22 protein-coding genes are annotated in these 25,054 nt (G+C 63.6%); 8 read left to right on the forward strand and 14 right to left on the reverse strand.

Annotated features, from left to right (window positions below; all coding sequences use genetic code 11):
• Window positions 1-86: 86 nt before the first annotated feature.
• The 6 genes from AAF563_09315 to AAF563_09340 all read right to left on the reverse strand — a co-directional run bounded on the left by AAF563_09315 (window position 87) and on the right by AAF563_09340 (window position 7,477).
• Window positions 87-1,097 (reverse strand): ABC transporter ATP-binding protein, encoded by a 1,011-nt coding sequence (locus AAF563_09315; GenBank protein MEM7121462.1) that lies wholly within the window; start codon window positions 1,095-1,097, stop codon window positions 87-89.
• On the reverse strand, window positions 1,090-2,094 hold the full coding sequence (locus AAF563_09320) for an ABC transporter ATP-binding protein (GenBank protein ID MEM7121463.1): 1,005 nt from the start codon (window positions 2,092-2,094) through the stop codon (window positions 1,090-1,092). Before AAF563_09320 ends, AAF563_09315 begins: the two co-directional genes overlap by 8 nt.
• A complete protein-coding gene (locus AAF563_09325; protein MEM7121464.1) occupies window positions 2,091-2,915 on the reverse strand; it encodes an ABC transporter permease in 825 nt (274 codons plus the stop codon). Before AAF563_09325 ends, AAF563_09320 begins: the two co-directional genes overlap by 4 nt.
• A gap of 67 nt (window positions 2,916-2,982) precedes the next feature.
• Window positions 2,983-3,927 carry an ABC transporter permease gene (locus tag AAF563_09330; protein MEM7121465.1) on the reverse strand — a complete coding sequence of 315 codons (945 nt, stop codon included), beginning with the start codon at window positions 3,925-3,927 and terminating at the stop codon, window positions 2,983-2,985.
• Window positions 3,928-4,040: 113 nt separating this feature from the next.
• Window positions 4,041-5,399, reverse strand: coding sequence for an amidase family protein (locus AAF563_09335; protein MEM7121466.1), 1,359 nt, complete (start codon window positions 5,397-5,399; stop codon window positions 4,041-4,043).
• A gap of 38 nt (window positions 5,400-5,437) precedes the next feature.
• Window positions 5,438-7,477 carry a CocE/NonD family hydrolase gene (locus AAF563_09340; GenBank protein ID MEM7121467.1) on the reverse strand — a complete coding sequence of 680 codons (2,040 nt, stop codon included), beginning with the start codon at window positions 7,475-7,477 and terminating at the stop codon, window positions 5,438-5,440.
• A 135-nt stretch (window positions 7,478-7,612) separates the two neighbouring features.
• Here AAF563_09340 and AAF563_09345 point away from each other — a divergent pair, with 135 nt between their 5' ends.
• From AAF563_09345 to AAF563_09355, 3 genes are all read left to right on the forward strand, one after another.
• Window positions 7,613-8,434 carry an SDR family oxidoreductase gene (locus tag AAF563_09345; GenBank protein MEM7121468.1) on the forward strand — a complete coding sequence of 274 codons (822 nt, stop codon included), beginning with the start codon at window positions 7,613-7,615 and terminating at the stop codon, window positions 8,432-8,434.
• 36 nt (window positions 8,435-8,470) lie between these two features.
• Window positions 8,471-9,106, forward strand: coding sequence for an exopolysaccharide biosynthesis protein (locus AAF563_09350; protein ID MEM7121469.1), 636 nt, complete (start codon window positions 8,471-8,473; stop codon window positions 9,104-9,106).
• 95 nt (window positions 9,107-9,201) lie between these two features.
• Window positions 9,202-11,061, forward strand: coding sequence for an adenylate/guanylate cyclase domain-containing protein (locus AAF563_09355; GenBank protein ID MEM7121470.1), 1,860 nt, complete (start codon window positions 9,202-9,204; stop codon window positions 11,059-11,061).
• Between the two features lie 11 nt (window positions 11,062-11,072).
• Here AAF563_09355 and AAF563_09360 read toward each other — a convergent pair whose 3' ends face one another.
• From AAF563_09360 to AAF563_09370, 3 genes are read right to left on the reverse strand one after another with little or no spacing between them, the layout of a single operon-like run.
• Entirely contained in the window at window positions 11,073-11,804 is a 732-nt protein-coding gene (locus AAF563_09360) for an SDR family NAD(P)-dependent oxidoreductase (GenBank protein MEM7121471.1), read from the reverse strand.
• Between the two features lie 49 nt (window positions 11,805-11,853).
• On the reverse strand, window positions 11,854-12,234 hold the full coding sequence (locus tag AAF563_09365) for a cupin domain-containing protein (protein ID MEM7121472.1): 381 nt from the start codon (window positions 12,232-12,234) through the stop codon (window positions 11,854-11,856).
• Window positions 12,235-12,260: 26 nt separating this feature from the next.
• The gene (locus tag AAF563_09370) at window positions 12,261-13,829 is read right to left on the reverse strand and encodes a trimethylamine methyltransferase family protein (protein MEM7121473.1); all 1,569 of its coding nucleotides are present in this window, start codon (window positions 13,827-13,829) and stop codon (window positions 12,261-12,263) included.
• A 136-nt stretch (window positions 13,830-13,965) separates the two neighbouring features.
• Here AAF563_09370 and AAF563_09375 point away from each other — a divergent pair, with 136 nt between their 5' ends.
• Window positions 13,966-14,841 (forward strand): LysR substrate-binding domain-containing protein, encoded by an 876-nt coding sequence (locus AAF563_09375; protein MEM7121474.1) that lies wholly within the window; start codon window positions 13,966-13,968, stop codon window positions 14,839-14,841.
• 162 nt (window positions 14,842-15,003) lie between these two features.
• On the opposite strand, the gene AAF563_09380 is transcribed toward AAF563_09375, so the two are convergent.
• From AAF563_09380 to AAF563_09390, 3 genes are all read right to left on the reverse strand, one after another.
• Window positions 15,004-15,441, reverse strand: coding sequence for a DUF1036 domain-containing protein (locus AAF563_09380; protein ID MEM7121475.1), 438 nt, complete (start codon window positions 15,439-15,441; stop codon window positions 15,004-15,006).
• 391 nt (window positions 15,442-15,832) lie between these two features.
• Window positions 15,833-17,512, reverse strand: a complete 1,680-nt coding sequence (locus AAF563_09385) for a tetratricopeptide repeat protein (protein MEM7121476.1) — start codon at window positions 17,510-17,512, stop codon at window positions 15,833-15,835.
• Between the two features lie 9 nt (window positions 17,513-17,521).
• A complete protein-coding gene (locus AAF563_09390) occupies window positions 17,522-18,421 on the reverse strand; it encodes an N-formylglutamate amidohydrolase (protein MEM7121477.1) in 900 nt (299 codons plus the stop codon).
• Between the two features lie 126 nt (window positions 18,422-18,547).
• Here AAF563_09390 and AAF563_09395 point away from each other — a divergent pair, with 126 nt between their 5' ends.
• Entirely contained in the window at window positions 18,548-18,907 is a 360-nt protein-coding gene (locus tag AAF563_09395; protein ID MEM7121478.1) for a response regulator, read from the forward strand.
• Window positions 18,908-18,976: 69 nt separating this feature from the next.
• On the opposite strand, the gene AAF563_09400 is transcribed toward AAF563_09395, so the two are convergent.
• On the reverse strand, window positions 18,977-20,368 hold the full coding sequence (locus AAF563_09400; protein MEM7121479.1) for an MFS transporter: 1,392 nt from the start codon (window positions 20,366-20,368) through the stop codon (window positions 18,977-18,979).
• A 170-nt stretch (window positions 20,369-20,538) separates the two neighbouring features.
• Between AAF563_09400 and AAF563_09405 the strand changes: the two genes are divergently transcribed.
• The 3 genes from AAF563_09405 (at window position 20,539) to AAF563_09415 (ending at window position 23,157) form a co-directional block, all read left to right on the forward strand.
• Complete coding sequence (locus tag AAF563_09405) at window positions 20,539-22,203, forward strand: tetratricopeptide repeat protein (GenBank protein MEM7121480.1); 1,665 nt, start codon at window positions 20,539-20,541, stop codon at window positions 22,201-22,203.
• Between the two features lie 44 nt (window positions 22,204-22,247).
• Window positions 22,248-22,691 carry a hypothetical protein gene (locus tag AAF563_09410; protein ID MEM7121481.1) on the forward strand — a complete coding sequence of 148 codons (444 nt, stop codon included), beginning with the start codon at window positions 22,248-22,250 and terminating at the stop codon, window positions 22,689-22,691.
• Window positions 22,692-22,761: 70 nt separating this feature from the next.
• Window positions 22,762-23,157, forward strand: coding sequence for a VOC family protein (locus AAF563_09415; GenBank protein ID MEM7121482.1), 396 nt, complete (start codon window positions 22,762-22,764; stop codon window positions 23,155-23,157).
• A 147-nt stretch (window positions 23,158-23,304) separates the two neighbouring features.
• On the opposite strand, the gene AAF563_09420 is transcribed toward AAF563_09415, so the two are convergent.
• Entirely contained in the window at window positions 23,305-24,963 is a 1,659-nt protein-coding gene (locus AAF563_09420; protein ID MEM7121483.1) for a serine hydrolase domain-containing protein, read from the reverse strand.
• Window positions 24,964-25,054: the final 91 nt, after the last annotated feature.

Raw genomic sequence — 25,054 nt, forward strand, 5'->3', positions numbered from 1 at the left:
GGATCACGGTTAGGTGGAACCGTTAGACGGTTCCGTCAAAGCACGATCTGCTCTAGCCGCTTGACCGTATGGTCGGCCCTAAGCCGTCAGAGCGTGCCGGCTTCCTTGGCGTCGGCGGGGTTGGGGAAGGGAAAGTGGCAACTGGTCCATCGGCCGGGCTCGATCTCGCTATAGGGCGGCGCTTCCGTGCGGCACTTTGCCTGGACGAAGGGGCAGCGCGTGTTGAACTCGCAACCTGACGGGCGCCGCCGCAAGGACGGGACCTCGCCCTTCAGCTCGACCTCCGCGCGCTTCTGGTCCGGATCGGGTTCGGGAACAGCAGACAACAAACCCAGCGTATAGGGATGCGCCGGGCGTTCGAAGATGGCGTCGGTCGGTCCGGTCTCGACAAAGCGGCCGAGATACATGATGGCCAGCCGGTCGGAGATATGGCGCACGACCGGCAGATTGTGGGTGATGACCAGATAGCTCAGACCCAATTCGTCCTGCAGCCGGTTCATCAGATTCAGAATCTCGCCCTGCACGGAGACGTCAAGGCCGGCTGTCGGTTCATCGGCGATGATCATTTTCGGGTTCAGCGCCAGCGCGCGGGCGACGCCGACACGGCGCGCCTGGCCGCCGGAAAGCTGATGCGGGTAAGCGCCCAGGAAGCCCTCGTGCAGGCCGACGAGCTTCAGGAGGCGCCGCGCTTCCTGATCCAGATTGTTTTCCGACACACCATGGATCTTGAAGGGTTCCTTCAATTGGCTGCGCACCTTTTTGCGCGGGCTGAGCGAGGCGATGGGGTCCTGAAACATCATCGCGATGTTGCGCCGGACGCCTTTGTAGGCGCCACCTGAGAGGCCGACGAGTTCCTTGTCCTCAAACCGGATGCTGCCCTCTTGGGCCTCGACCAGGCCGATGATGGCGCGGCCCAGCGTCGTCTTGCCGGAACCGGATTCGCCAACCAGGCCAAACGTTTCGCCGCGCTTCAGATGGAAGCTGACTTGCATAACCGCGTCGATATAGGGGTCGCTGACTTGACCGATAAGGCTCTTCACGAAGCCGACGACACGGAACCTGACGCGCAGGTCATCGATCTCCAACAATTCAGGCATCGCGCACCAGGAAGCAGCGAGCGGCATGGTCCGTGCGCACGTCAAAGGTCGCCGGCGGTTCTTTCAAGCAGGGGTCATATGCCTTTGGACAGCGGGGCGCGAAAATGCAGCCTGGCGGCAGGTCGATCATGTCGGGCACGCTGCCGGAAATGGTCGGCAGGTTGCGCATGCGCTCTTCGATGCGGGCGGGGTCGCACTCCAACAGCATCTGGGTATAGGGATGCTGGGCATTGTGGAAGAGGTCGCGCACCTCGCCCTGTTCAACGACCTCGCCGGCATACATGACGACGACTTCGTCACACAATTCGGCGATCAGGCCCAGATTGTGACTGACGAACATCATGGAGCATTCAAAGTCGTGCTGCAGTTCGCGCATCAGATGGATGATCTGGGCTTCCAGCGTCACGTCGAGAGCGGTGGTCGGCTCGTCGGCGATCAGCAGCGGCGGATTCATCATTAGCGCCATGGCGATGCAGATGCGTTGACGCATGCCGCCGGAAAACTGATGGGGATACTCGTTCAGCCGCTCCTTCGGATCGGGAATGCCGACGCTGGCCAGCATATCGGCGGCGCGCTTGCGCTTTTCCGACATCGACGACTTCGAACGGTACTGGATGTCCGTCATCTGCGTGCCGATCGAGATGACGGGGTTCAACGCTGTCATCGGGTCCTGGAAGATGGTCGAGATGCGCTGGCCGCGAATGTTGGTGAGCTCGGATTCAGGCTTCGTGAGCAGATCCTCGCCTTCGAACAGGACCTGGCCCGAATCGACCATGGCGTTGGGCGCCAGCAGTTGCAGCACGGTCCAGATCAGCGTCGACTTGCCGCAGCCGGACTCGCCGACAATGCCGACGACCTTGTTCCGGGGCACCTGCAGGTTGATGTGGCGCAGCGCGCGCACGGTGCCGCGCGCAGTGCGGAAGCTGATCGAAAGGTCCTTGATATCAAGGACGTTGTCGCCGCGGCCGTTGGCCGATGTGCCCCCTTGGTCGCTCATCGATCTTTCTTGAGCTTGGGATCGAAGACGTCGCGCAACGCTTCGCCCAGGAAGGTGAAGCCCAGTGTCGTCAGGATCAGCGGAATACCGCCGGCGATAACCAGCCAGGGCGTATTGCGGATGAACCCGAAGCCGTCGTTCAGGATTGAACCCCAGCTTGGCGTCGGCGGCTTAACGCCAAGGCCAAGGAAAGAGAGGCCAGCCTCGAACGTGATGACGACGGGGATATCCATGCTTCCCAGGATCAAAAGCGGCGCGACGACATTGGGCAATACGTGCTGGCCGAGCACGCGCGCGGTACCGGCGCCGAGCGAGCGTTCGGCCAGGATGAACTCCGTGTTGCGAATCGAAAGCGTTGCCGAGCGCACGATGCGCCCATAGCCCGGCACGGACGTCACGACGACAACGAAGATGATCGTATAGAGGCTGGGCCCGACCACGGTGATAACCGCCAGCGCGAACATGATGTAGGGGAACGAACGGACGGCATCGAAGACCAGCAGGACGAGGTTATCGAGCCAGCGCGGACCGTAGCCGGCGAGCATGCCGAGGATAAGGCCTAGGATAAGCGAGCCGCCGACGGCGACGAAGGCGACGACCAGCGCGATGCGGCCGCCGTAAAGAATGCGACTGAAGGTATCGCGGCCCAGGTTGTCGGTGCCCATCAGGTGCGTCCAACTGGGCGCCTCGAGCCGGGCCTGTACGTTGAGCGCCTTGTAGTCGTAAGGCGCCAGGATGTCAGCGCCGATGGCGCTTAGCACGATCAGCAAGACCAGGATGAGGCCGAAGCAACCGAGCGGTTCGCGCAAAAGCTGCCACAGCCAAGCGAAACGCGGGTCGCGCCGGATGGGCGCATCCGCGTCGGCCGATGGCTCGGCGGTGGTTATGCTAGAGGCTTTGACGGACACGGGGATCCAGGGTTGCTGTGATGAGGTCGGCGATCAGTGTCGCCATGGCGAACAGAACAGTCGTGACCAAGACACCGCCCATGACGATCGGATAATTGCGGGTCTGCACGGCGTCATAGACCATCTTGCCGATGCCGGGCCGGGCGAAGATGATCTCGGCGAAGACGGCGCCGGACAAGAGCGCGCCGATGCCGACGCCCAGAAGCGCTACCGTCGGCAAGATGCCGAGCTTCAATGCGTAGACATAGGTGATGCGGGCTTTCGGCAGGCCGTAGGCGCGCGCCATGCGGATGAAGTTCTCGCCCAAGATCTCCAGCATCGATGCGCGCACGATACGCGCCAAATAGCCGACCCAACCCAGCCCGACTGCAATCGACGGTAGTATCAAGTGGCGGAACTGATCCCAGAGATCACCGGGTTCGCCGGCGCCGATCGCCGGCAGCCATCTGAGTTCGACGGCAAACAGCAGCAGCGCATAAAGCGCGACGACGAATGAGGGTATCGCAATGACCGCGACCGACAAGACGCCGGTCAGTTTGTCGAGCCAGCTGTTGCGGTTGACGGCAGAGAAGCAACCCATCGGGATGCCGATCAGCACCGCCCAGCCCAGGCCCATGAACGTCAGCGCCAGGGTATGCGGCAGCTGTTCGCCGATGATCCGGCTGACCGGCCGGTTCGACCAGACGTCCGAACCCAGGTCGCCGGTGACGACGTTGCCCAGGAAGGTCACGTATTGAATCACGAAGGGCTTGTCCAAGCCCATCTTGGCCTTGAACGCCTCGCGCATTTCTGGCGTCGCGCGGGGCCCCAAGGCTATGCCGGCCGGATCGCCAGGCACCATGTGGATGGCGCTCAACAGGATCAGCAAGGCCAAGCATACGATGAGTACAGCGAGCCCCAGACGCTGTAACGTGTAAAGCCACATAACCGCCCCATCGGGCGATGGATCGCCGCCTATGTCAACCCTTTTGACCGGTTGTCCAGGTTGTGGTGACCGGCGATGCCGGTGATGGCAACGTCCTTTACGTCACCGATCGCTCAGTCCGTCGCCAGCGCGGCCTCGACGGCAAGTCCAATGGACAACAGGTCGGCGTCGCCATCGGGAACGCCATCCAGTTCCAATCCGACGGGCAGGGCGTTGCCGTTTGTCGCCAAGGGAAGGGACAGTCCGGGAGCGCCATAGATGACGGTCGGCGCGAGGTTGCGGATATAGGCCGGCGTGGTCGGGATCGCCTGGCCGTTCAGCATGACGGTCTCCGCCAACCCTTCGATCGGTTGTGCTTCGAGGGGTGCTGCCGGGAAGACAAGGGCCTCGATGCCGTGACCATCGAGATGTCTCAGGTAGTCCGCTTTGACGTCGCCGATCCGGGCGATGGCTTGCCGGTAAGCGGCTTCGTCCGGTGCGTCATCGCCAAGCACCGCATTAACGTAGACCGCCTTCACATCATCGCTCGCGATCTCATCGACGATCGCCTGCAGGTCCGTCATGGCCTGGTGCGGCGCCAGAAAGGCGCTGAGCGCGCGTTTCATTTCGAAGAAGCCGACCGGATAGCCGATCTCGAAGCTGGCGGTCGAGACCGATGTAAGGTCGATGTCGACAAGCGTCGCGCCGGCTTTGCGCAGTGTGGCCAAGGCATCGTCGAACGCGGTCGCGACAGCGGGTGAAAGATTGTCGATGTAAGGTCTGGCGACACCCAGACGGAGCGTGTCGATGGCGCGGCGATCGGGCATCGGCGCACCGGTCGTGACGGCGTTCATGAGCGCGGCGTCTTGCACGTTGCGTGCGAGCGGACCAACGACGTCGAAGGTCGGCACCGACGGCACCACGCCAGCCTGGTCGACCCGCCATGTCGTCGGCCTGAGACCGACGACGCCGCACAGGGCGGCGGGTAGACGAACGGACCCCGCGGTGTCGCTGCCCAGACCGGCGGGAACGATGCCAGCGGCGACGGCGGCGGCGGTGCCGCCGGACGATCCACCGGGGATACGCGATGGATCGACCGGGTTGTGAACGGTGCCATAGGTCGCGTTGTCTGATGTCACGCCGAAGGCAAGCTCATGCATGTTGGTCTTGCCGATAATGACCGCACCGGCGGCCTCCAGCCTCGCCGCGACCGGCGCCGAGACGTCGGCCACGTAGTCGATCGCCGGCGTCCCTGCCGTTGTCCGCATGCCGGCGACGTTGATGTTGTCCTTGATCACGATCGGAACGCCGGCCAGATCGCCCGGGTTGTCGCCGTTGGCGATCATGGTGTCGACATGGCGAGCGGCCGCGAGCGCCCTGTCGTCATCGAGCGTGATGAAGGCATTGAGCGCGGCCTTGGTATGCGCCGCTTCAAGCGCCGCTTTGGCCAACGACACCGCGGTAACGTCTTTGGCGCGCACCGCGCGTGCCATGTCAGACGCTGTTTGCTCCATCCAGCGACATTAGCAGACTAGTTGAGGTCGCGCTTGACCTCCGTGTTCCATGTCTTCGCCTGGACGCGCTTGTCGCCTTCGAACGCTTCCTGGTCGGCGGAGAAAATGAAGCTGTCCTTGGTGCAGGTAATCGTGGAGTTCGTCTTGGCGCTGACATCGAAACCGGTATCGGGCCGGCGGAAGCGCACGGTCCAGGCGATGTCGATGCGCGCCGATGTCGGATCGCCGTCGCGTACCGAGAAACGGTGATCGACGGACGAGCCGAACTCCCAGCCGAGTTTGTTGAGTCGCGCCATGCCGCCGCCCATGGAAACGCTCTGCACGAGTTCGCCGGTAACGTCGTCGCGTTCGACCCGCCGGGAATATGGCCGATCCGGTTCGACCTCGGTGAGATCCCAGGGCTCGGCCGCTTCGGGCGGACCGAAGGGTGCGAGGCTCGCGTCCTCGTCACGCGGTGGACGAACCGGCAGGTCGAGCGTGCTGGCACCGGCCGTCAGCGTGACGGTGACCGGCTCCGGTGACGGCCAGAACAGCGGCCACATCGTGTTCGACAGTGCGACGCGGATGCGATGGCCTTTCTCGAAGCGCTGCGCGGTGTCGTTGAGCTGCAGACGGACCTGGTAGGTCTTGCCGGGCTCCAGCGCTTCAGGGTGTTCGTGGCTGTCGCGGTGGGTCAGGTTCAAGACACCGTAGGTGACACGTGTCGCCGCGCCGTCGGGCGCGACGTCGGAGAGGCGCGCGGCGATGAACGCGTTCGGTTTATCGGCGCTGACGGTCAGGTTCAGCACCGGCGCGCCCATGATCTCGATCGCTTCGTCCAGGGGTTCGGTCTGGAACACGACGGCGCAGCCATCGTCGAATCGCTGATCGACCGGCGCATCGGGCACCAGGCCGTAGCCGCACCACTCGCCCTGGCCGGCACCCATGGTGAGCGGCGTGTTGATGGCAACAGGTGTGCTGTCGCCGGCGCTCTCAGCAAGGCCACCGGTGTTCAAGTGGAAGGTGTGGTTCTTGATGTTGTCGGAGGGCCAGTTGGGTTCGGCGACCCAGCGGCCAGGCCGCTCGTCATAATAGGTCTGCGGCGGGACGGGATCGGACATCCAGACGCGGTAGGCCGGCTCGTCCATGATGCCGGTCTCCTGATCCTTCAGCCAATAGTCCCACCAGCGCAGCGTATCCTGCAGAAAGCCGATGCGCGGGCCGGGTGCCGCGAAGTGGGGGTACTTGTGCGCCCACGGACCGACGATGCCCTTGGCCGGTGCCTTCAGGTTCGCCAGCAAGCGCGGCACCGCGTTCGAATAGCCGTCTGCCCAGCCGCCGACCGCATAGACGGCGCATTCGATGTCGTCATAGTTCTGGCACACCGAGCCGTGCTGCCACTGTTCGTCGCGGCGCTGGTGGTCGAGCCATTTGATCAGCCAGGGGTCGTTCGCCTCCAGGCGCTGCATCCAGAGGTCACGCCATTTGTCGCCGACCAGTTCGGGATCGGGCGGCCGCGAGTTGAACGCGAACATGGTGGCGCCCCACGACATGTTGTCGTTCAGCATGACGCCGCCCATGTAGTGGATGTCGTCGGCATAGCGGTCGTCGGTCGAGGCGATGGTGACGATGGCTTTCAGAGACGGCGGCCGGCGCGCGGCGATCTGCAACCCGTTGAATCCACCCCAGGAGATACCGATCATGCCGGTCTTGCCGGTGCACCAGGGCTGCGCGGCGATCCATTCCAGGATCTCCAGGCCGTCGTCCTGCTCCTGCTTCAGGTACTCGTCTTCCAGGATGCCGTCGGATTCGCCGGAGCCGCGCATATCGACACGCACGCAGGCATAGCCGTTGCCGGCGTAGTATGGGTGGGTCAGCTCGTCGCGCTCGGCGGTGCCGTCGCGCTTGCAATAGGGCAGAAACTCCAGGATTGCCGGGACGGGATCCTGTTCGGCATCTTTCGGCATCCAGATGCGTGCAGCCAGGCGCGTACCGTCCGCGAGGGTGATCCACTCGTTGGGCAGCTCCACGACCTCACGTGGAAACTGTGTCACGATCTCGATGTCATCGGCGGCCATGGCGTTCGCGTCCTCTTGTTGGTTGTGCGGTGCGACGCTAGCCGGGGGAGTGTTAGGCGGTCAACGCGATTGACGGATGGTTTGGGGGTGCCGGACACTCGGGCCTGAGGACGTATGGGACACAGGGGAAGATCCATGAGGCTTGAGAACAAGATCGCCGTGGTGACCGGCGGTACCACCGGCATTGGCTGTCGGGTCGTCGAACGGTTCATCGATGAAGGCGCCCAGGTCGTCTTCACCGGACGGCGGGCCGAACGCGGCAGGGCGGTCGCCGCGGCGACCGGCGCGACCTATATCGAGGCCGACGCAGGCAACGTGGCGGATGCCGAGAAGACGATCAAACAGACGCTCGATGCCCATGGCCGCCTGGACATCCTGATGAACAACGCGGGCGCCCCGGCGCCGGCGGCGCCACTGGAAGACATCCCGCTTGACGCGTTCGACAAGGCGATCCAGGTCCATGTGCGCGGCGCCATCGCACATACCAAGTTCGCCGCGCCCGCCATGAGCGCGCAAGGGTCGGGCAGCGTCATCAATGTGGGTTCGGTCGCCGGCCACCGGGCGGGCTATAGTGGTTCGATGATCTATGGCATTGCCAAAGCTGCGGTCATCCACTTCACGCGCTGTGCGGCCATGGAGTTGGGGGAAGCCGGCGTGCGTGTCAACTCGATCTCGCCCGGCGGCATCGCCACCGGCATCTTCGGCAAGTCCATGGGTATGGAGGTTGAGGACGCCGAACAGACGGTCGAGAAGGTCAAGACGGTGTTGGCCAACATCCAGGCGATCCCGCGCGCCGGCGTCACCGACGACATCGCCTCGGCGGCGCTGTTCCTGGCCAGCGACGAAGCTGGCTTCATCAACGGCGAGGATATCGTTGTCGATGGCGGTCTGATCTGGGGCAGGCGTTACTCGGAAACGCAAAAGGGCGGCGGCACGTGGAGCCAGCTTTTCGACTAAACTGGTCTGGCAGGTGCTGGACCTTAGGGAGACTCATTGACGAAAGACCGAAAGGCGCCGCCGGGACATGTCCCGACGTCGTCGCATCTCACATCGCTGCTTGATGAAGCGGATGACACGACGGTATCGGTCGGTTGGTTGATTGAGCACCTGGGACCACGTTCGTTCGGCTTGATCCTCTTCATCATGGCCGTGATCGCCTTCGTGCCCGGCGCGTCGATCTTCGTCGGCGTACTGATTGCCTGGCCTGCGGTCCAGATGATTCTGGGTCACGATGTCGCCGTCCTGCCGCGCGTCATCGCACGGCGCCAGATCGCCGTCGACCGATTGGCGCGCGCCATCGCCTTCGTCGCGCCCAAGCTGCGCTGGGTCGAGCGCTTCGTCAGACCGCGCTGGCCGACACCGTTTCAGACAACCAAGCGCGTGACCGGCTTGATCATGCTGCTGCTGGGCCTAACGCTCATCTCGCCGGTGCCGTTTAGCCAGTACCTGCCCGCGATTGCCGTCATGCTGCTGGCACTGGCGTATCTGGAAGAAGATGGCGTCGCGTTGCTGGTCGCGTTACTCACCGCGCTTGTTTCGCTGGCCGTCACGGCGGCCACGGTCTGGGGTGTCGTGGAAACCGCCGACTGGCTCGACCCCGTGCGCGAGCACATCAAATTGCAGAACTGACGGAAGGGTACGACCAAGACAACGGGCCCGCCTGGCGCCAGCAGCGTGGATTATTCCGTATGTGATGGTTACTCTGGCGCTTAAGGAGGCGCCGCGTGGAGCGAGGATTTGCCGCAATTCTTGCTGCTGATGCCGTTGGCTACAGCAAGCAGATGGGCATTGATGAGGACGCCGCGCTGTCCGCTCTGGCGGCGCGCCGGGAGATCATCGATGCGGTGATCGAACGTCACGGCGGGCGTATCTTCAGCACCGCAGGCGATAGCGTTGTTGCCGAGTACCAGAGTTCCGTCGAGGCCGTCCGTTCCGCGGTAGAGATCCAGGAAGAGCTCGGGAAACTCAACGCTGGTCTCGGTGAGGCCGCGGCGATGCGCTTTCGCATCGGCGTCAACTTCGGCGATGTCATGCACCAGGATGGTGACGTTCTGGGCGATGGCGTGAACGTCGCCGCGCGGTTGGAGACCTTGTGTCCGCCGGGCGCCGTCTGCGTGTCGCGCCAGGTGATGGACCAGGTCACCGGCAAGGTGGAATCCAGGTTCGCGCAGGCCGGACGCCATCGCCTGAAGAACATCGCGCAACCGGTCGAGGTCTGGTGCTGGCCGGAAAGCCAGGCCGGTAAGCTGCGGCGCGCGGCGCGCGGCTGGCGTCCCGTTGCGGCGCTGTGCGCGCTGTTGGCAGTCGTGGTGTTGATTGGCGCCTATGTGATGTTCGAGGCTTCAGGCGAGCGGGCGTTGCCTACGGGGCCGCGCATCGCCGTCATTCCGTTCACGAACCTGGGCGACGATCCCGACAATGCCTACTTCAGCGATGGCTTGACGCGCAATATCAACACCTATCTCTCGCAGTTCTCGAATCTCTTCGTGATCGCGCCGGATGCGGGCTTCCGCTATCGCGACAACGCCGACTGCGAGACGATCCGAAACGATTTGGAGCCCGACTACATATTGACCGGGACCGTACGCTTGTCGCCTGAACGCATTCGCGTCACGACCGACTTCATCGATGCCGAGACATGCCGGCAATTGGATGCGCCGGGACCGTTCGACATGGATCTCAGCATCGGCAATGTCCTGGATATTGAACTGGACATTGCAAAACGGGTGGCGGCCGAGATCGGCTCGGCCGACGCGCCCCTGTTCAATGCCGAGATCCAACGCGCCATCTCTCACAAGGCGCCCGACAGTCTCCTGGCCTATGAATGTGTCCTCTTGTCATTCTGGTTCTACGAGACCTTCGCGCCGGATCGCCACCGCCGCGCGCGGGCCTGTCTGGAAGACGCGGTCAGAGACGATCCCGATTATTCGCTCGGCTGGTCGCGGCTTGCGTTCAGCTATATCGAGTCGAAAAAGTACGCCATCGACACGCCGCCCGACTGGGCGGCGCTGAGCGAGGACGCGGCCTATCGCGCGATCGACCTGGATCCCGACAACCCCGACGCCTATTACGCCCTGGCGATCTTAAGCCAGATGCGCGGTGAGGACGCGGCGGTTTTCCGCAACTTCGCAGAGCGCGCCATCGAGTTTAATCCTAACGACGCTTTTGTTCTGGCCGACCTCGGCACCTGGATCGCTTATGCCGGCGATTGGGAGCGGGGCAAGGAACTGGTATCGCGCGCCAAGCTTCTCAACCCCAACCACCAGAGCTGGTGGGATTGGATCTGGCTGCTGCACCAATACCGCGAAGGCGAATACGACGACGCACGCGATGTCGCGCTGAAGATCAACCTGCCAAACAACTACATCATTCAGGCCGCGCTGACGGCGACCTACGGCATGCTCGGCGAGACGGAGAAGGCCGATGAAGCGCTGAAGAAGGTCTTGGCAAATCGTCCCGACTTCGCCGACGACCCGCGCGGGCCCTACCGGGTGCGCGGCATCGAACCGGCATTGATCGAGGGCCTGATGGAAGGTCTGCGCCGCGCCGGCCTCGACGTGCCGGAACCGGCAGCGGACGGGTAGGGCACCAGAACCTAGTACGTCCACGTCTCCGTGTAGGGCCTGAGTTCGACCTCGTTGGTCCAGGCGGACTTCGGCTGCTGGTGGACCCACCAGTAGGTCTCTGCGACATCGTCGGTGTTGGCGAGGTTCTCGGGGTCGTACTTGTCGCCATAGGCTTCGCGCATTAGCGGCATGTCGAGATCGCAGTCGAGGCGGACGTGGACGATGTGGACGCCGTCCTTGGCGTAGGCCTTGGCCAGGCTCTGGGCGAGGCCGCGTAGCCCAAACTTGCCGATGGCGTAAAGCGGGTGGGTCGCCGAGCCGCGATAGGCCGCGGTCGCGCTGGAGAAGAAGACGCTGCCGCGCCCGCGCTCGCGCATCGCGGGCATGACCGCCTTGGCAGCGGCGAAGGCGCCGATGACCTCGGTGCGGAAGGTCGCTTCGAGGTCGCCATAGGTCATGGCGAGCGGCTCGCATCGCGTGAACGTGTCGCGGACGTTATAGATCAGCACGTCGATTTCGCCCATGTCGGCGGCGATTGCGGTCAGCGCGTTGTCGATGCTCTCCGGCTGCGTTGCGTCAGCCGCCTGAAACTCGACGCGGGCGTCGGGCCGCGCCATCGCGGCGGCTTCGGCGGCGGCGTTGCTGCCGGTCTCGGTACGCGAGACAAGGGCGATATCGTGCCCCTCGCGCGCGAACTTCGCGGCAAGCGCGCGGCCCAGACCCTCACCGGCGCCAACGAGTGCACAGATGGGTGGGGGCATGGCGGTCTCCTGGGGATGTGGACGGGCCGGCCGGACCGGCCCGGAGACCTTAACCCTTATAGTCCTCTGCCGTCAGCACGACATAGAGCTTGCGCACCGGCGCTTTGACGTCCCAGGTGCATTTGCAGCCACGTGGCATCATGAAGCTGTCGCCGGCCTTATAGGTCTCGATCCCGCCGGCCTCGTCGATGACGTCGATATGGCCTTCCAGCAGATAGACGAACTCGTCATAGGGTGCGGCCTCGATGACGTGTTTGTTCGGCTCGCACTCCCACACGCCGGCGTCGAGCTGGCCGGTCTGATCGGCATAGAAGCTCAGGCCGCGCTCGTTGGGCTCGCCCGACTTGAGGCCTTCGGCGGGGATGTAGTCGGTCGGCTCCAGGCCCGGCACGGCGCCGGTGGGAATACGCAGGCATTTTGCGGTGCTCATCATCTGTCTCCTTCAGGGGTTGCGGTTCAATGCCATTGGTCGGGTTCGGCGGCCTTCTTGCGCGCCATGAAATCCTGCAGCGCCTCGTCGACCGCGGGGTCGATGGGCGGCGCCTGGTAATCCGCCAACATCTGCTTCCAGCGATCGTGGGCGCGTTGTTCCAGATCGCGCCGGCCGTCGTCGTCCCACTGCTCATAGGACGTCGTGTCGGCGAGGTCGGAGAGATAGTTCGCGGTCTCGAAATGGGCGAGCGTGTGGGCGGTGCCCAGGAAGTTGGTACCCGGCCCGGCCTCTCGGAAGGCATCGGCGGCGAGCTCGTCCGGGCCGATGGTGAGGCCCCTCAGCATCCGCCACATCATGCCGCAGTGATCGAGGTCCATGGCGAACTTCTCGTAACCGAATGTAAGACCGCTTTCGAGCCAGCCGGCGGCGTGGAAGACAAAGTTCGACCCGGCCATGATGCCCGCCATCATGCTGGCGGCCGATTCCTGCATCGCCTGACCGTCCGCCACCTTGGACGCGGTCAGGTGGCCGCCGCAGCGCAGCGGCAGACCGAGCCGGCGGCATAGCTGTCCGATGGCGAAGGTCGAGAGGTTGGCCTCCGGCGTCCCGAAGGTCGGCGCGCCGGATTTGAGATCCATGGTGGTCAGGAAGTTGCCATAGACGACCGGCGCGCCCGGTCGCACCAACTGGCTGAGCGCGATGCCGGCCATGGCCTCCGCATGGGCCTGGGCGAGCAGGGCGGGCTGGGTGACTGGCCCCATGGCGCCGCCCAGGATGAAGGGTGAGACAACGACGCTCTGGTTGGCGCGGGCGTATGCCTTCAGTGCGCCGGACATGATGTGGTCGTAGACGAGTGGCGAATTGACGTTGATGTTGCCCTGGATGACACAGTGGTCCTCCAGATATCGATCGCCGAAGACCAGCCGTGCCATGGCGACAGAGTCCTCCGCGCGCTCCGGCGCCGTGACCGCGCCCATGAACGGTTTTGTCGACCAGCGCAGGTGCGCATAGACCATGTCCAGGTGGCGCTTGTTGACCGGCAGATCGACCGGCTCGCACACAGTGCCGCCGGAATGGTTCAGCCACGGCGTGGCGTAGGTCAGCTTCACGATGTTGCGGAAGTCCTCGATCGTCGCGTAGCGGCGACCGTTGTCGAGATCGCTGACGAATGGCGGACCATAGGCGGGCATGAAGACCGTGTCATCGCCACCGAGCGTGATCGACGAGGCGCGATCGCGGCCTTCCATGCGAAACGTCGCCGGCGCCGTCGCGCAGAGAGCGCGGGCGTGGCCGGCATCGAAGCTGACGCGCTCGCCGGTGACGGTGGCGCCGGCGTCGCGGAAGAGTGTCAGGGCTTCCTCATCGCCGCGGAACTCGATGCCGATCTCCTTAAGGATCCAATCGGCGTGGAGTTCGAGCGTCTGGAGCGCCTCTTCGTCGAGCAGGTTGTACGTCGGTACCGCCCGCGTAACGGTCGCCGGCTTGGCCGCCGCGTCGTTCTGCCGACGCGCGACGCGCGCTGAACGCCCGCCGGCGCGTCGCCGGCCAACGGCGTTCGATAGAGCTTGGCGTGTGTCGTCGGAGCCCAGCATATGGTCCAACCGCGATCAAACAGACTGCGCGCCGCCTCACATCACGGCGGCCGAAGATGTCCAGGAAACGACAGTCGTACCGCGCTCACAATCGAAAAGATTTGCACAGAGTGTTCAAGAATATTAAACGCTAGTCATGGCCTTTCGAAGCTATGACAGCCTTCATGTCTTCGACGTCGTTGCGCGCCGACTGAACTTCACGGCGGCGGCCGATGAGCTTCATCTGACCAAAGGTGCGATCAGCTATCAGATTAAACGGTTGGAAACCGAACTGGGGTTTCTGGTTTTCACGCGCCGTCATCGCGGTGTCGCGTTGACCGAGAAGGGGCGGGTGCTGGCGCAGACCTGCCAGAGACTTTTCAGCGATCTCGACCGCACCATCGACGGGCTGCGTGACAACGCGGCCGAGCGTATCACCATCGGCATGTCGACCTATTTCGCGTCGCGCTGGTTGTCGCCGCGGCTGATGACGTTTATGGCCGATCATCCGAGGTTTGCGTTACGCCTGCAGCCGCTGATCGATCTGACCGATCTCGGCGCCCACGATATTGACATGGCGATACGTTGGGGCCGTGGCGACTGGACGGATCTGGAAATTGAACCGTTGCTGCCTTGCCCCGCCTTTGTCACCGCAGGCGCGGCCATCGCCAAGCAGGTCGACAAAGACGGTCTTGAGGCGGTGCTGGCGGGGACCCCCTTGTTGCACGACCGCGATGGCAGCGATGCCTGGCGTGACTGGTTCAAAGCCGCGGGGCTCGCCTATCCGGCGACGCGCAACGATCTTGTGATCCCCGATCCCAACGTTCGGGTACAGGCGGTCATCGATGGCCAGGGGCTGGCGCTGAATGACGCTCTGGTTGGCGACGATCTTGCCGCCGGACGTCTGGCACGCATTTCGCCGGTCGCGCTGGACGACTACGGCTACTTCCTCGCCTATCCAAAGGGCGCCTTGAACGCCGCTGGCTGCGGCGCATTTCGCGACTGGGTCTTGGCGGAAGCGGCATCCCGCTAGGGCATTTTCCGTTCAGCCATGACCTGCACCAGCCCGCTCCCCCTCCCGGCCACCCATGGCAGTATCCTCGGGGTGGCCGGGAGGGGGAGCGGGCTGGTGTTGCCGCTTGAACGGAAAAAGCGCTAGGGCACCGCCTCCGACAGTTCAGCCAAAGCCGCGTGTCTACTCGATAAGGTCGTAGGTGAACGAGGAGGCATTGCGGACATCGAGCTCGACGAAGCCGTAGGAATAGTAACCGCGCGCCTTGCAGTTCTCCCATCCATAAATCTCGAAGGCGTCGTAGTCGATGCACATGCTGTATTCGCCCGACCATTCGCCGTCGCCCAGCTGGCTTTCGGCGTAAACATAGACGTATTCCTCGGGGCCAAACTCGTGCAGGACAAAGAGCGTGTCGCACTTGCCGGCTCTGACCTCATACCAGCCGGCGGACACCCACTCGTCGAAATCGTGATCGTAATAGCCGATGGCAACGTCGACCGGGCCGCGCGAATAGTTGCAAATCGTCATATCGGCCCGCGCCGCCTCTGTGCCCCAGACGCTCGCGGCAAGGACGACGGTCAGGGCAAGTCCGAACCGACGGATCTGGTGCCAAGTAGTCATCGTTAGGTACCCCCGGAATCATGTCGCATGCCGCGACGGTCATGAACAAACATCGGCGCCCGTTTGCCGTGGCAAACGAAGACACTGGCATGAATTGTTACGCAATTTCTTGAAATCGGCAAATCATCAACCGTTAACCTTTAGAGTCATTTCAAAAAAGGAAGGAGGGGCCGTTTTCACGGCCCCTCCAAGCGTGCAGGCGGGGTTCTAAATCGCCGGGAGGCGATCATGACGGCGCCGGCTCTGGGTGTAGGTCCGGAATTGCGCCGTCAGGGGTTTTCTAGCTGGTGAGTGTGACGGGTTGGGCTCTGCGCCGTGACGGTTTTGTTACGCGACCCAGCGTTTGTGGACGAAATCGGGCGTCGACCGAACGTTCGTGGCCCTTGGTTTCTCAGGTGCCGCGTTCGCCAAACAGCAGAGTCACGTTCATGCGCCGCTGGTCGAAACCTTCCTTGAACGTCAGGCGGTCGGACTTGTGCAAGAGGTTGGAGTGGAACAGGATCGCCCGGTTCTCGCCGTATGGCAGGCGCACTTCCGGCGCTTCCGCCAGAAACGCCGTGTACTTGGCTTTCACGTCCGGATCGTTCTTGCGCAGGTTCATGTCGACCCAATCCCAGTCGAGCGGCTGTTCGCGCTGATAGAGGATCAGGCCGCCGTGCTCGGGTTCCAGGTTGGCGTCGGCCTCGGTGATCCAAAAGTTGAAGGTGACGGAAGCGTCATCGGTATGGGCATCGACGCCGCCGCTGTGGTTGGCGTGCCGGTAGACCCACATGTTGTGAAGCGGTCGGCTGCCCAAGACGCGCGGCATGGCCGCCTGCAATTCCTCGGCGACGGTATAGAGCAGCGAACAGCCGAAGCCATCGGCCATGTAGGAGGTCACGTAGCCCGTCGCGTTGTGACCAAAGAAGATGGTCGACTGGCGGCAGTAGTTGCGCAGCGCGTTCAGGGCTTCAGGGCTCAGGAAACCGTCGATGGTGGTGATCGACGTGGCGGCGGCAAGGTAAGCATCCTCGATCGCCGCGTAGTCGTTCTTCTGACCGATGGCGGGACCGGCCAGCGGCGCGGTGTCGGCGACACGGATGGCGTGGTCGTGAAGATCCGCCAGCGCGTTGGCCTCCGGGCCCTCCAGCACGACCGGCTTGTCGGCGGGATGCTCGCGGTCGATGGCCGCGATGGCATCGCGATAGCGTTGTGCCGCCGCCGCCCAGCTGGGGTCGAGCAGATCCTTCGCCAGCAGATAGTCGATCTGGTCGGCGCCGTCGCTCAGTCTGTAGCGGCAGGTACGAAGCCGCGTGTTGGCGCGCGCCGGGAAACGTTGGTCGGAAAACACGCCGGCATCGGCGCCGGCATCGCCGCGCTTGGCGACGAAGATGGCGTTGAAGATCTGACGCGCCTCGCCGTAGCGCTGCGCGCCAAGCAAGGCGGTGCCCAGATTGTTGCGCGCCTTCTCGAAGTCCGGCGCGATCTTGAGTGCGCGTCGGTAGGCCGCGATAGCGTCGTCATAGCGCTCTGCGTCCTCGGCCAGTGTGCCGGTCAAAAACCAGGCCTCGGCCGGCGCATTGGCCGAGGACGTCAGGTGTTTGAGATGGGGCGCCGCATCATCGGAGCGCTTCAGGGCGATCAGCATGCGGGCCAGGTTGACGCGCGCTTTCATATGCCCGGGATCAGCGGCCAGCGCGGCCTCGAACGCGGCGAGCGCGGCGTCCGGATTGCCGTCGCTTTCCTCCAGAAGACCGAGATTGCTGTGGGCGTCTGCGTCGCCTGGTTTCAAATCGATGGCCGCGCGATAGGCGTCGCGCGCGCGGTCCACCAGTCCGGCTTCGCTCAGGACACGGGCCAGGTTGAAGCGAAAAAGTCCGCTTGCGGGTTTGAGAGCAACCGCCTGCTCGATGGCGTCGATCGCGGCGTCGTGCTCACCTTTTTGGTCGAGTGCCAGGCCGATCAGATGGTGCGCATCCGCCGAATCGGGTTTGTCGTCGAGTACCGCGCGGTAACCGGCCAGGGCCTGATCCAATTGCCCAGCGCGGTGGTGTGCCAGGGCATCGGCCAGGCGCCGGCCGGGGTCAGCCATCGGGCTCTTCTACTCGGCCGCGTTGGCCGGCGGTGCCAGCAGCAGGGCCTGATTGGCGATGACACCGAACAGGTGCTCTAAATCCGCCTTCAGCGCCGCCATGCCGCTGCCGCGGGTCATACGCGCCTCATTCATGTAGAGGCTGCGGTTCATTTCGATCTGCAGCGCGTGAACGTCCATGTCCGGACGGCCGTAGTGTTCGGTGATGAAACCGCCGGGATAGGGGTCGTTGCGGCGCACCTGATAGCCGCGCGCGCGCAAGGTTTCGGCGGCGAGCCGCATGATCTCGGCATCACAGGCGTGACCGAAACGGTCGCCCAAGACAATGTCGGCGCGCGACTTGGCGGCCGGACCGCCGCGCTCGCCCGATGGCATCGAGTGGCAGTCCAACAAGACGGCAATACCGAAATTGGCCCGGGTTTCGTCCAACAGCGCGACGATCGCGTCGTGATAGGGCATGTAGTAGCGCTTGATCCGCTCCTCGGCGACGCCGGGCTCCAGTTTGCCCGCATAGATCTCAGCACCTCCGGCGACGACCCTGGGCACGGTGCCGAGGCCCGCCCGTACCCGCGGACTGCGGCTGTTGACCCAGCCCGGCAAGGGCGAATCGAACATGCGGGGATCAAGCTCATAGGGTTCGCGGTTGGGGTCCAGGAAGGCGCGCGGGAAGGTCGCCGCCACCAACGGCGCGCCCATCGCCACGGCGCCGGCCGCCAACTCGTCCACAAAGGCGTCTTCGGACCGGCGGATCGCCAACCGGTCGAGCCTGGAAAGCGCCAGAAACTCTGAGGGATAGTCGCGTCCGCTGTGTGGCGACGAGATGACCAGCGGCAGCGTTTGTCGGCGCGGTCGGCGGATTCGGACCGGTTCCGGCACGTTGGCCTCGTCCTTGTCGTTTACAGCGGTCACGGCAGCGATTTAGACTATGGTCATGGTTATGTCACCAGTTCCATCAACAGGGGTCACAAAGTTGACCCCGGCACGACCAGCGGCGCCGGCAAGGGGTCGGCGGGCTCCGGGCGTTTAAGGCAAGTCATGGCGCGTATCCTGCTAGCAGCGCATGACGATGTCATGCGCTGTTATCTTGTGCGCGCCTTGTCACGCCAGGGCCACGCCGTCATGGCGGTGGCCGATGCGCACGAAGCACTGGGCGACCTTCTGCCCGGGGCCTTTGATATCCTTATTGCCGATACGGATTTGCCGGGTATCGGTGGGCCGGAACTGGCGCGCCGCGCGGGCGCGGCGATTCCCGGTCTCAGAATCCTGTTCCGGCATGGATTCTCCGCAGCGCCCTTGAAAGAAGGCGCGTTGCCACGGCTTGAGGACGACGCGCTGGAGCCGCCGTTCCATCTGAGCCGCCTGGCTGTTGAAATCGACAACCTGCTTGCCGCCTGAGTATCGCGATCGTTAGGGGGCGCGATCGTTAGGGGCGCGCGATCGTTAGGGGGCAATCGTTGGGGCCGTTCACGGTCTGGCCGGGCAAGCCGGGTTACCGCGCACGAAGACCAGCAGGATCAGAAGCGCCGTTGCACCCAGACAGGCGTCGAATACGAAGGCGGTGGTGATGCCGCCGTCCAGTGTCGATCCCGCCAGCACGATCGCGGTATTGATACCCAGCCCTAGCGAGCCAGCCGCGACCTGGCACATGTAGACAATGCCGCCGGCCAGACTGGCGTGTGCCACGCCCGCCGCCGTGGTCGCGGCCGTCACGACGGCGGGATAGAAAAGCCCCATGCCAATGCCGGTCACGATCATGCCCGGCAACACGCTCATGTAGCCTTCGGTCGTGCTCAGGAATGACATCATGACCATGCCGGCGATCATGAAGAGTGCGCCGGCGGTCAAGACGAGCCGGCCACCCAGCCGGTCGTAGAGCGGACCAGCGACCAGCGAGATGCAGGCCTGTGTCGCCAACAGCGGAAGCAGTCCCAACCCCGCCGCGAAGGCGGACCAGCCTAGTCCCTTCTGCGTGAACTGCGGGACATAGACCAACGCGGCGAAGAACACCGAAGACATCAAGACAACGCAGACAATTGTCGCGGCGAACGTCGGCATGCGCATGACGTCGCGCGGTATCAATGCCGCGTCGCCCTGCCCGCGCTCGACCATTAGAAAGACGATCAGAACCAGCAGGCCGGCGCCGATCAGGGCGAACGTGACCGCGCGCGGAATACCGACGTCCGAACCGATGTCGAGCCCGACCAGGATCAGCACGATACCGGCTGACAGCAGCGCGATGCCGCGATAGTCGATCCGCTGGCGACCCGTGCCGGGCATGGCGGGGATGCGTCCCTGCGCCAGCCACATCGCACCTAGCGCCAGCGGGATGTTGAGGTAGAGCACCCAGCGCCAATCGATCGCGTCGGTCAAGAAGCCGCCCAGCAGGGCGCCGGTGGCGTTGCCGAAGGCGATCACGCCCAGGATGAGTCCGCCGGCGAGACCGGCCCGCTCCTTGGGCAGCACCGCATAGGTCATGCCCATGACCGCGGGCCAAACCAGCGCGCCGCCGATGCCGGTCAGCGCGCGCGCTGCGATCAGCGTGTTGATGTCAGGCGCCAAGCCGCCGACCAGCGAGAACACGGTGAACAGGCCGCAGCCGATCATGAAGATCCTTTTGCGCCCAAACATGTCGGCGAGCCGCCCGCCGGTAACGATGGTGACGCCGAAGGCGACGGTGTAGGCGTTGATCACCCACTGCGCGCGGTTGAGCGTGGTGCCGAGGTCCTGCTCAATCGCAACGATCACGACGCTGAGCGACGAGAAGTCGATCGCCACCAGAAACAAGCCCAGCGACATCGCTATCAGTGCGAGCGTGCGGTCACGCCCCTGGGGTTGCTCTGCGTCGATGGTCGTCACGGTTCATTCCGGTTGCAGGCCGGCAAGACAACCACTTACCGATCACAGCCGCAAGACCCCGGCGGCCGCCGGACCTGTGCGTCATGCAGGCGACACAGGGTTGATCCGCGGCGCGCCGTCCGGGATAGTGGCCGGCGCAACGGACCGATCAGCCGGGGGCGCGCTGACGTATGGACGACGACTATTACGATCTCGGCACCTATTCACGGCCGATCACGACGAACTCGGCCGAGGCCCAACTCTGGTTCGATCGCGGCCTGATCTGGACCTACGGCTACAACCACGAAGAAGCCATCGTCTGTTTCGAGACGGCGCTGGAACATGACCCCGAATGCGCGATGGCGCACTGGGGCATCGCCTATGCGGTCGGCCCGAACTACAACAAGGAATGGGACAAGTTCGATCCGGACGACCTTCAGAACTCGCTGAACCGTGCCGCCGACGCCACCGCCGCGGCGCAGGCGTTGGCGCCGAAGGTGTCGCTGGTCGAACAGGCGCTGATCGAGGCGCTGCCGGCGCGTTATCCCTCGCGCGAGCCGGTCGATGACTATCAGCCGTGGAACGATGCCTTCGCCGACGCCATGCGTTCGGTGTTCCGCGCGTTCCCCGACGACCTGGATGTCTGCACGGTGTTTGTTGAGGCGATCTTGAACCGCACGCCATGGCGGCTATGGGATCTGCCGACCGGCGCCATCGCGGAGAACGCCGGCACCGAAGAGGCGATGGAGGTGATGGAAAAGGCGTTCAAGGAGCTCGATTATCTCGGCGCCAACCGGCATCCCGGCCTTTTGCATCTTTATGTGCATTTGATGGAGATGTCGCCGTTCCCCGAGCGCGCCCTGAAGGCCGGCGACAACCTGCGCGACCTGGTGCCCGACTCCGGTCACTTGAGACACATGCCGACCCATATCGACGTGCTGTGCGGCCACTATCACGCGGTGGTCGACGGCAATCACAAGGCGATCGTGGCCGATCGCAAGTATCTCGAGCAGCGCGGATTCATGAACTTCTATTCCGGCTACCGGATCCACGACTATCACTTCAAGATCTACGGCGCGATGTTCCTGGGCCAGTACCAGCCGGCGATCGAGGCGGCCGACGAACTGATCGCGACGACGCCGGAGGAATTGCTGCGCATGGAATCGCCGCCCATGGGCGACTTCCTGGAAGGCTACATTCCCATGAAGCAGCACGCGCTCGTGCGCTTCGGCAAGTGGCAGGAGATCATCGATCAGGAGCTGCCGGCCGATCAGGAGCTCTACTGTTCGACGACCGCGATGATCCACTACGCCAAATCCGTGGCGCATGCGGCCTCGGAAGATATCCCGGGCGCGGAAGCCGAACGTGAACTTTTTCAGGCCGCCTACGCCCGTGTTCCGGAGAACCGTTGGGTGCACAACAACACGTGCCGCGACATTCTGAGCGTGGCCGAGGCGATGCTGGAAGGTGAGCTTGAGTACCGTCGCGAGAACTATGACATCGCGTTCGAGCATTTGCGCGAGGCGGTCAGGCGCGACGACGCGCTGCCCTATGACGAACCATGGGGCTGGATGCAGCCACCACGCCATGCCTTGGGTGCGTTGATGCTGGAACAGGGCCGGGTCGAGGAGGCCGAGGCGGTCTATCGCGCGGACCTGGGCCTGGACAACTCCTTGAGCCGCGCCAGCCAGCATCCCGACAACGTCTGGAGCCTGCACGGCTTTCATGAGTGCCTGGTGCGCCGTGGCCAAGCGGCGGAGGCGGTAATGATCAAACAGCGCCTGGATCTGGCCAGCGCCCGCGCCGACGTGCCGATCAAGGCGTCATGCTATTGCCGCCTGCAGCACGCCGCCTAGTGTACATTCCGCGCACCGCGAACTATTCGAAACATGATCCGGTGATGCGGTGGGGTTTGCCCGATCGGGTCTTCTTCGCCTGCGGCGCCTGCCACATCCTGGCCTATGCGTTTCTGGAGCGTTATGGCGCGGTCGGCCGGCAGGTACTTTGGTTGAAACCCGCGGAGGATTTCATCGGCAACCAGGTCTTCATCGCAACCGATGACTGGGTCTTCGACTATCACGGCTTTGCGGATAGGGAACGTTTTCTCACGCATACTTTCAAACGTGCGCGACACTTCTGGCCTGGATGGGATGCATCGTTGATCGCGTTGCCGCAGGACGTGTTGGTTTCGGAGGCCAAGTCGAAGACCTATGACGGTTTATGGCTGCGCGAACCCAGGCAGTTCCTGCATGACGCCCTGCCGCGCGCGCGGGCGTTTCTTGATCGCTTCCCACCGCCGCGAGCCGAGCGTCGCGCTGACGTGGCGATCAAGGTGCATGCGTGAAGGTCTGGGCCCGTGCGGCAGGAATGCACCAGGCGTTCGATCGACAGCAGTCTTCACAGGAGCGGATGCCATGAGGATCTATGTGACGAGTGTCTTTGTTGATGACCAGGAAAAGGCGCGTTCGTTCTATACGGACGTCCTTGGTTTCGTCGTCAAGGATGACATCCCGATTGGTGAATACAGTTGGTTGACCGTCGTCGCAAAGGACGAACCCGACGGCACCGCATTGCTACTCGAGCCCAGCGTGCACCCTGCCGTCAAACCCTACAGGGATGCGTTGGTGACGGACGGGATCCCAGCGGCGTCGTTCCAGGTCGATGACATCGACGCCGAGTTCGTCAGGCTTCGCGACCGCGGGGTATCGTTTAGCGTAGAGCCCATTGATCAGGGTCCCGTCCGGATGGCTGTTCTCGACGACACCTGCGGTAACCTGATCCAGATCATTGAGATGCATGACAACGCGTAAGAGCGCGGCTTGTGATCAAGGCAGGCGGTATCAGCCTGCAGAGTCGAGAGTCTCGGACGGTCTTCTAGCGGTGCAGCAAGGCATCCCATGCCGTCTTTTGTCGGCTCGAAACCCGCGGAGCGCTCGGGTTGATCGCCCGGGCGGTGTTTAACGCGCCTTCGCTGTCGGCAGCCGCCGTCTGAAGAGCAGATTGATACCTGAACCGCGTACGCGAAAGCCTGTCGCCTCTCCGTCAGCGCGCCTTTCGAACGTCACGATGCCCGGCCACATGCCGTCTTGTGCGAAGGCGCCGTCGAATGTGTCGCCAGCGGCTGGTTTGATCGGCTGGAGAAGCCAATCGTGGCAGCGTTTGTGGCGCGCGGTCAGACCACCACGTTCCGCGACGATCTCATAGACGGATTCGACCGCGTCGTTTTCATAGCGGCCTTCGAAACCGGTCAACGTCGCATCGTCGACGATGGCCGTCTCGTACTTTGTGGCGGTGCTGATCGGGCTGTGCATATGCACACAAGCGCCGTCAGATGTCGCCATTGAAAAGTGCGTCACGGCGTTATCGCTGTTGCGATGGAACGTCGCGGTGTCGCCAGAGTGCGGTTCGCGATAAACGTCATCGCCGCAAGCTTCAAAGCGCCGGCCCCAGAGCCAGATGTCGACATAGAGGTCAGGACCAGAGCATGCGACAAAAGCCGACAAGCCGGTGACCGTGACGTAGCGACCGGCCAGGTCCTGATGGTCGTGGTCTTCTGTCGGATGCGGGACGGCTCTCTCACCGACGGGCTGACGGGTCGACGTGTCGCCGAGCAAAGCATCGATCGCCCGGGTCGCCAGGCGCCAAGGCTGATAGGGCCGGACATTGCCCAGCACGACGACGCCGACTTTCTCGTCGGGCAGCCAGATGACAAAGGACTGAAATCCTTCGGCCAAACCACCGTGCTGGAACGCACGAAGGCCGCGATAGCGTTGGATCATCCAGCCGCCGGCATAACGCAGTTCCTGGCCGTCATCGAGGTGGCCGGCGCTGAAGAACTGGTCATGGAGCGCGGCAATCCCGACGTCCCTGGTGGCGAGATTGCACAGCCAACCGGTCATATCGTCGACGTTGGCCAGCATACCGCCGTCGCCCCAGACATCGCTGACGCATGTTGCCCGATAGAGCCGGCCATCATCGCCGTCGAGATAACCCTGTGCCTGGTTTGGAAAGAACGCGAAGGGATCCATGGGGAATGACGCCCCCTTCATGCCAAGCGGATCGAAGACCCGTTCCGCCAAGAACGCAGGCAATGATGTGCCGGTCACCTTTTGGATGATCCAGGCGAGCAGCACGTAGCCGGTGTTGCTGTAGCTGTGCATGGTCCCGGCCGGGAACATCGTTTCGTCGAGTGCGGCGAGCGTGCGAAACACGCGTTTGTCGGGCGTGTAGTCGCATGTCGGCCCGGCAAGCCCCAACACGGCCATGCGATCCGAAAGGCCAGTCGTGTGATAGAGGCAATGACGGATACGAACAGGCGTATCGTAGGCGGGTAAGCCGGTGATGTACGAACGCACATCGTCGTTCAGATCCAGCCGCCCTTCCTGAACCAGCATCAGCGTTGCAAACGCCGTGAACTGTTTGGTGATCGAGCCGATCTCGAACCGCGTCGATGGCGTTATTGGAAGATTGTGTTCGACATTGGCGAGGCCGAACGTGCGCGCATAAACGGTTTGGCTTCCGCACACCAGACCGGCGGCGATACCGGGCCTGCACGGCGTATCCCAGTCGGCAAAGACGTCATCAAGGGCGGCGATGGTTTGTGGTCGCAAGGGCATCGCAAATGCTCCGAAGTCCGGGCGGTTGGCCGGCAAGCCAACCACGTCCAAGGGAACTCAGTCGCCAGGCGATTGACGGATTGGGGTCTGA

The sequence above is a fragment of the Pseudomonadota bacterium genome (assembly GCA_039028155.1).
Classification (GTDB): domain Bacteria; phylum Pseudomonadota; class Alphaproteobacteria; order SP197; family SP197; genus JANQGO01.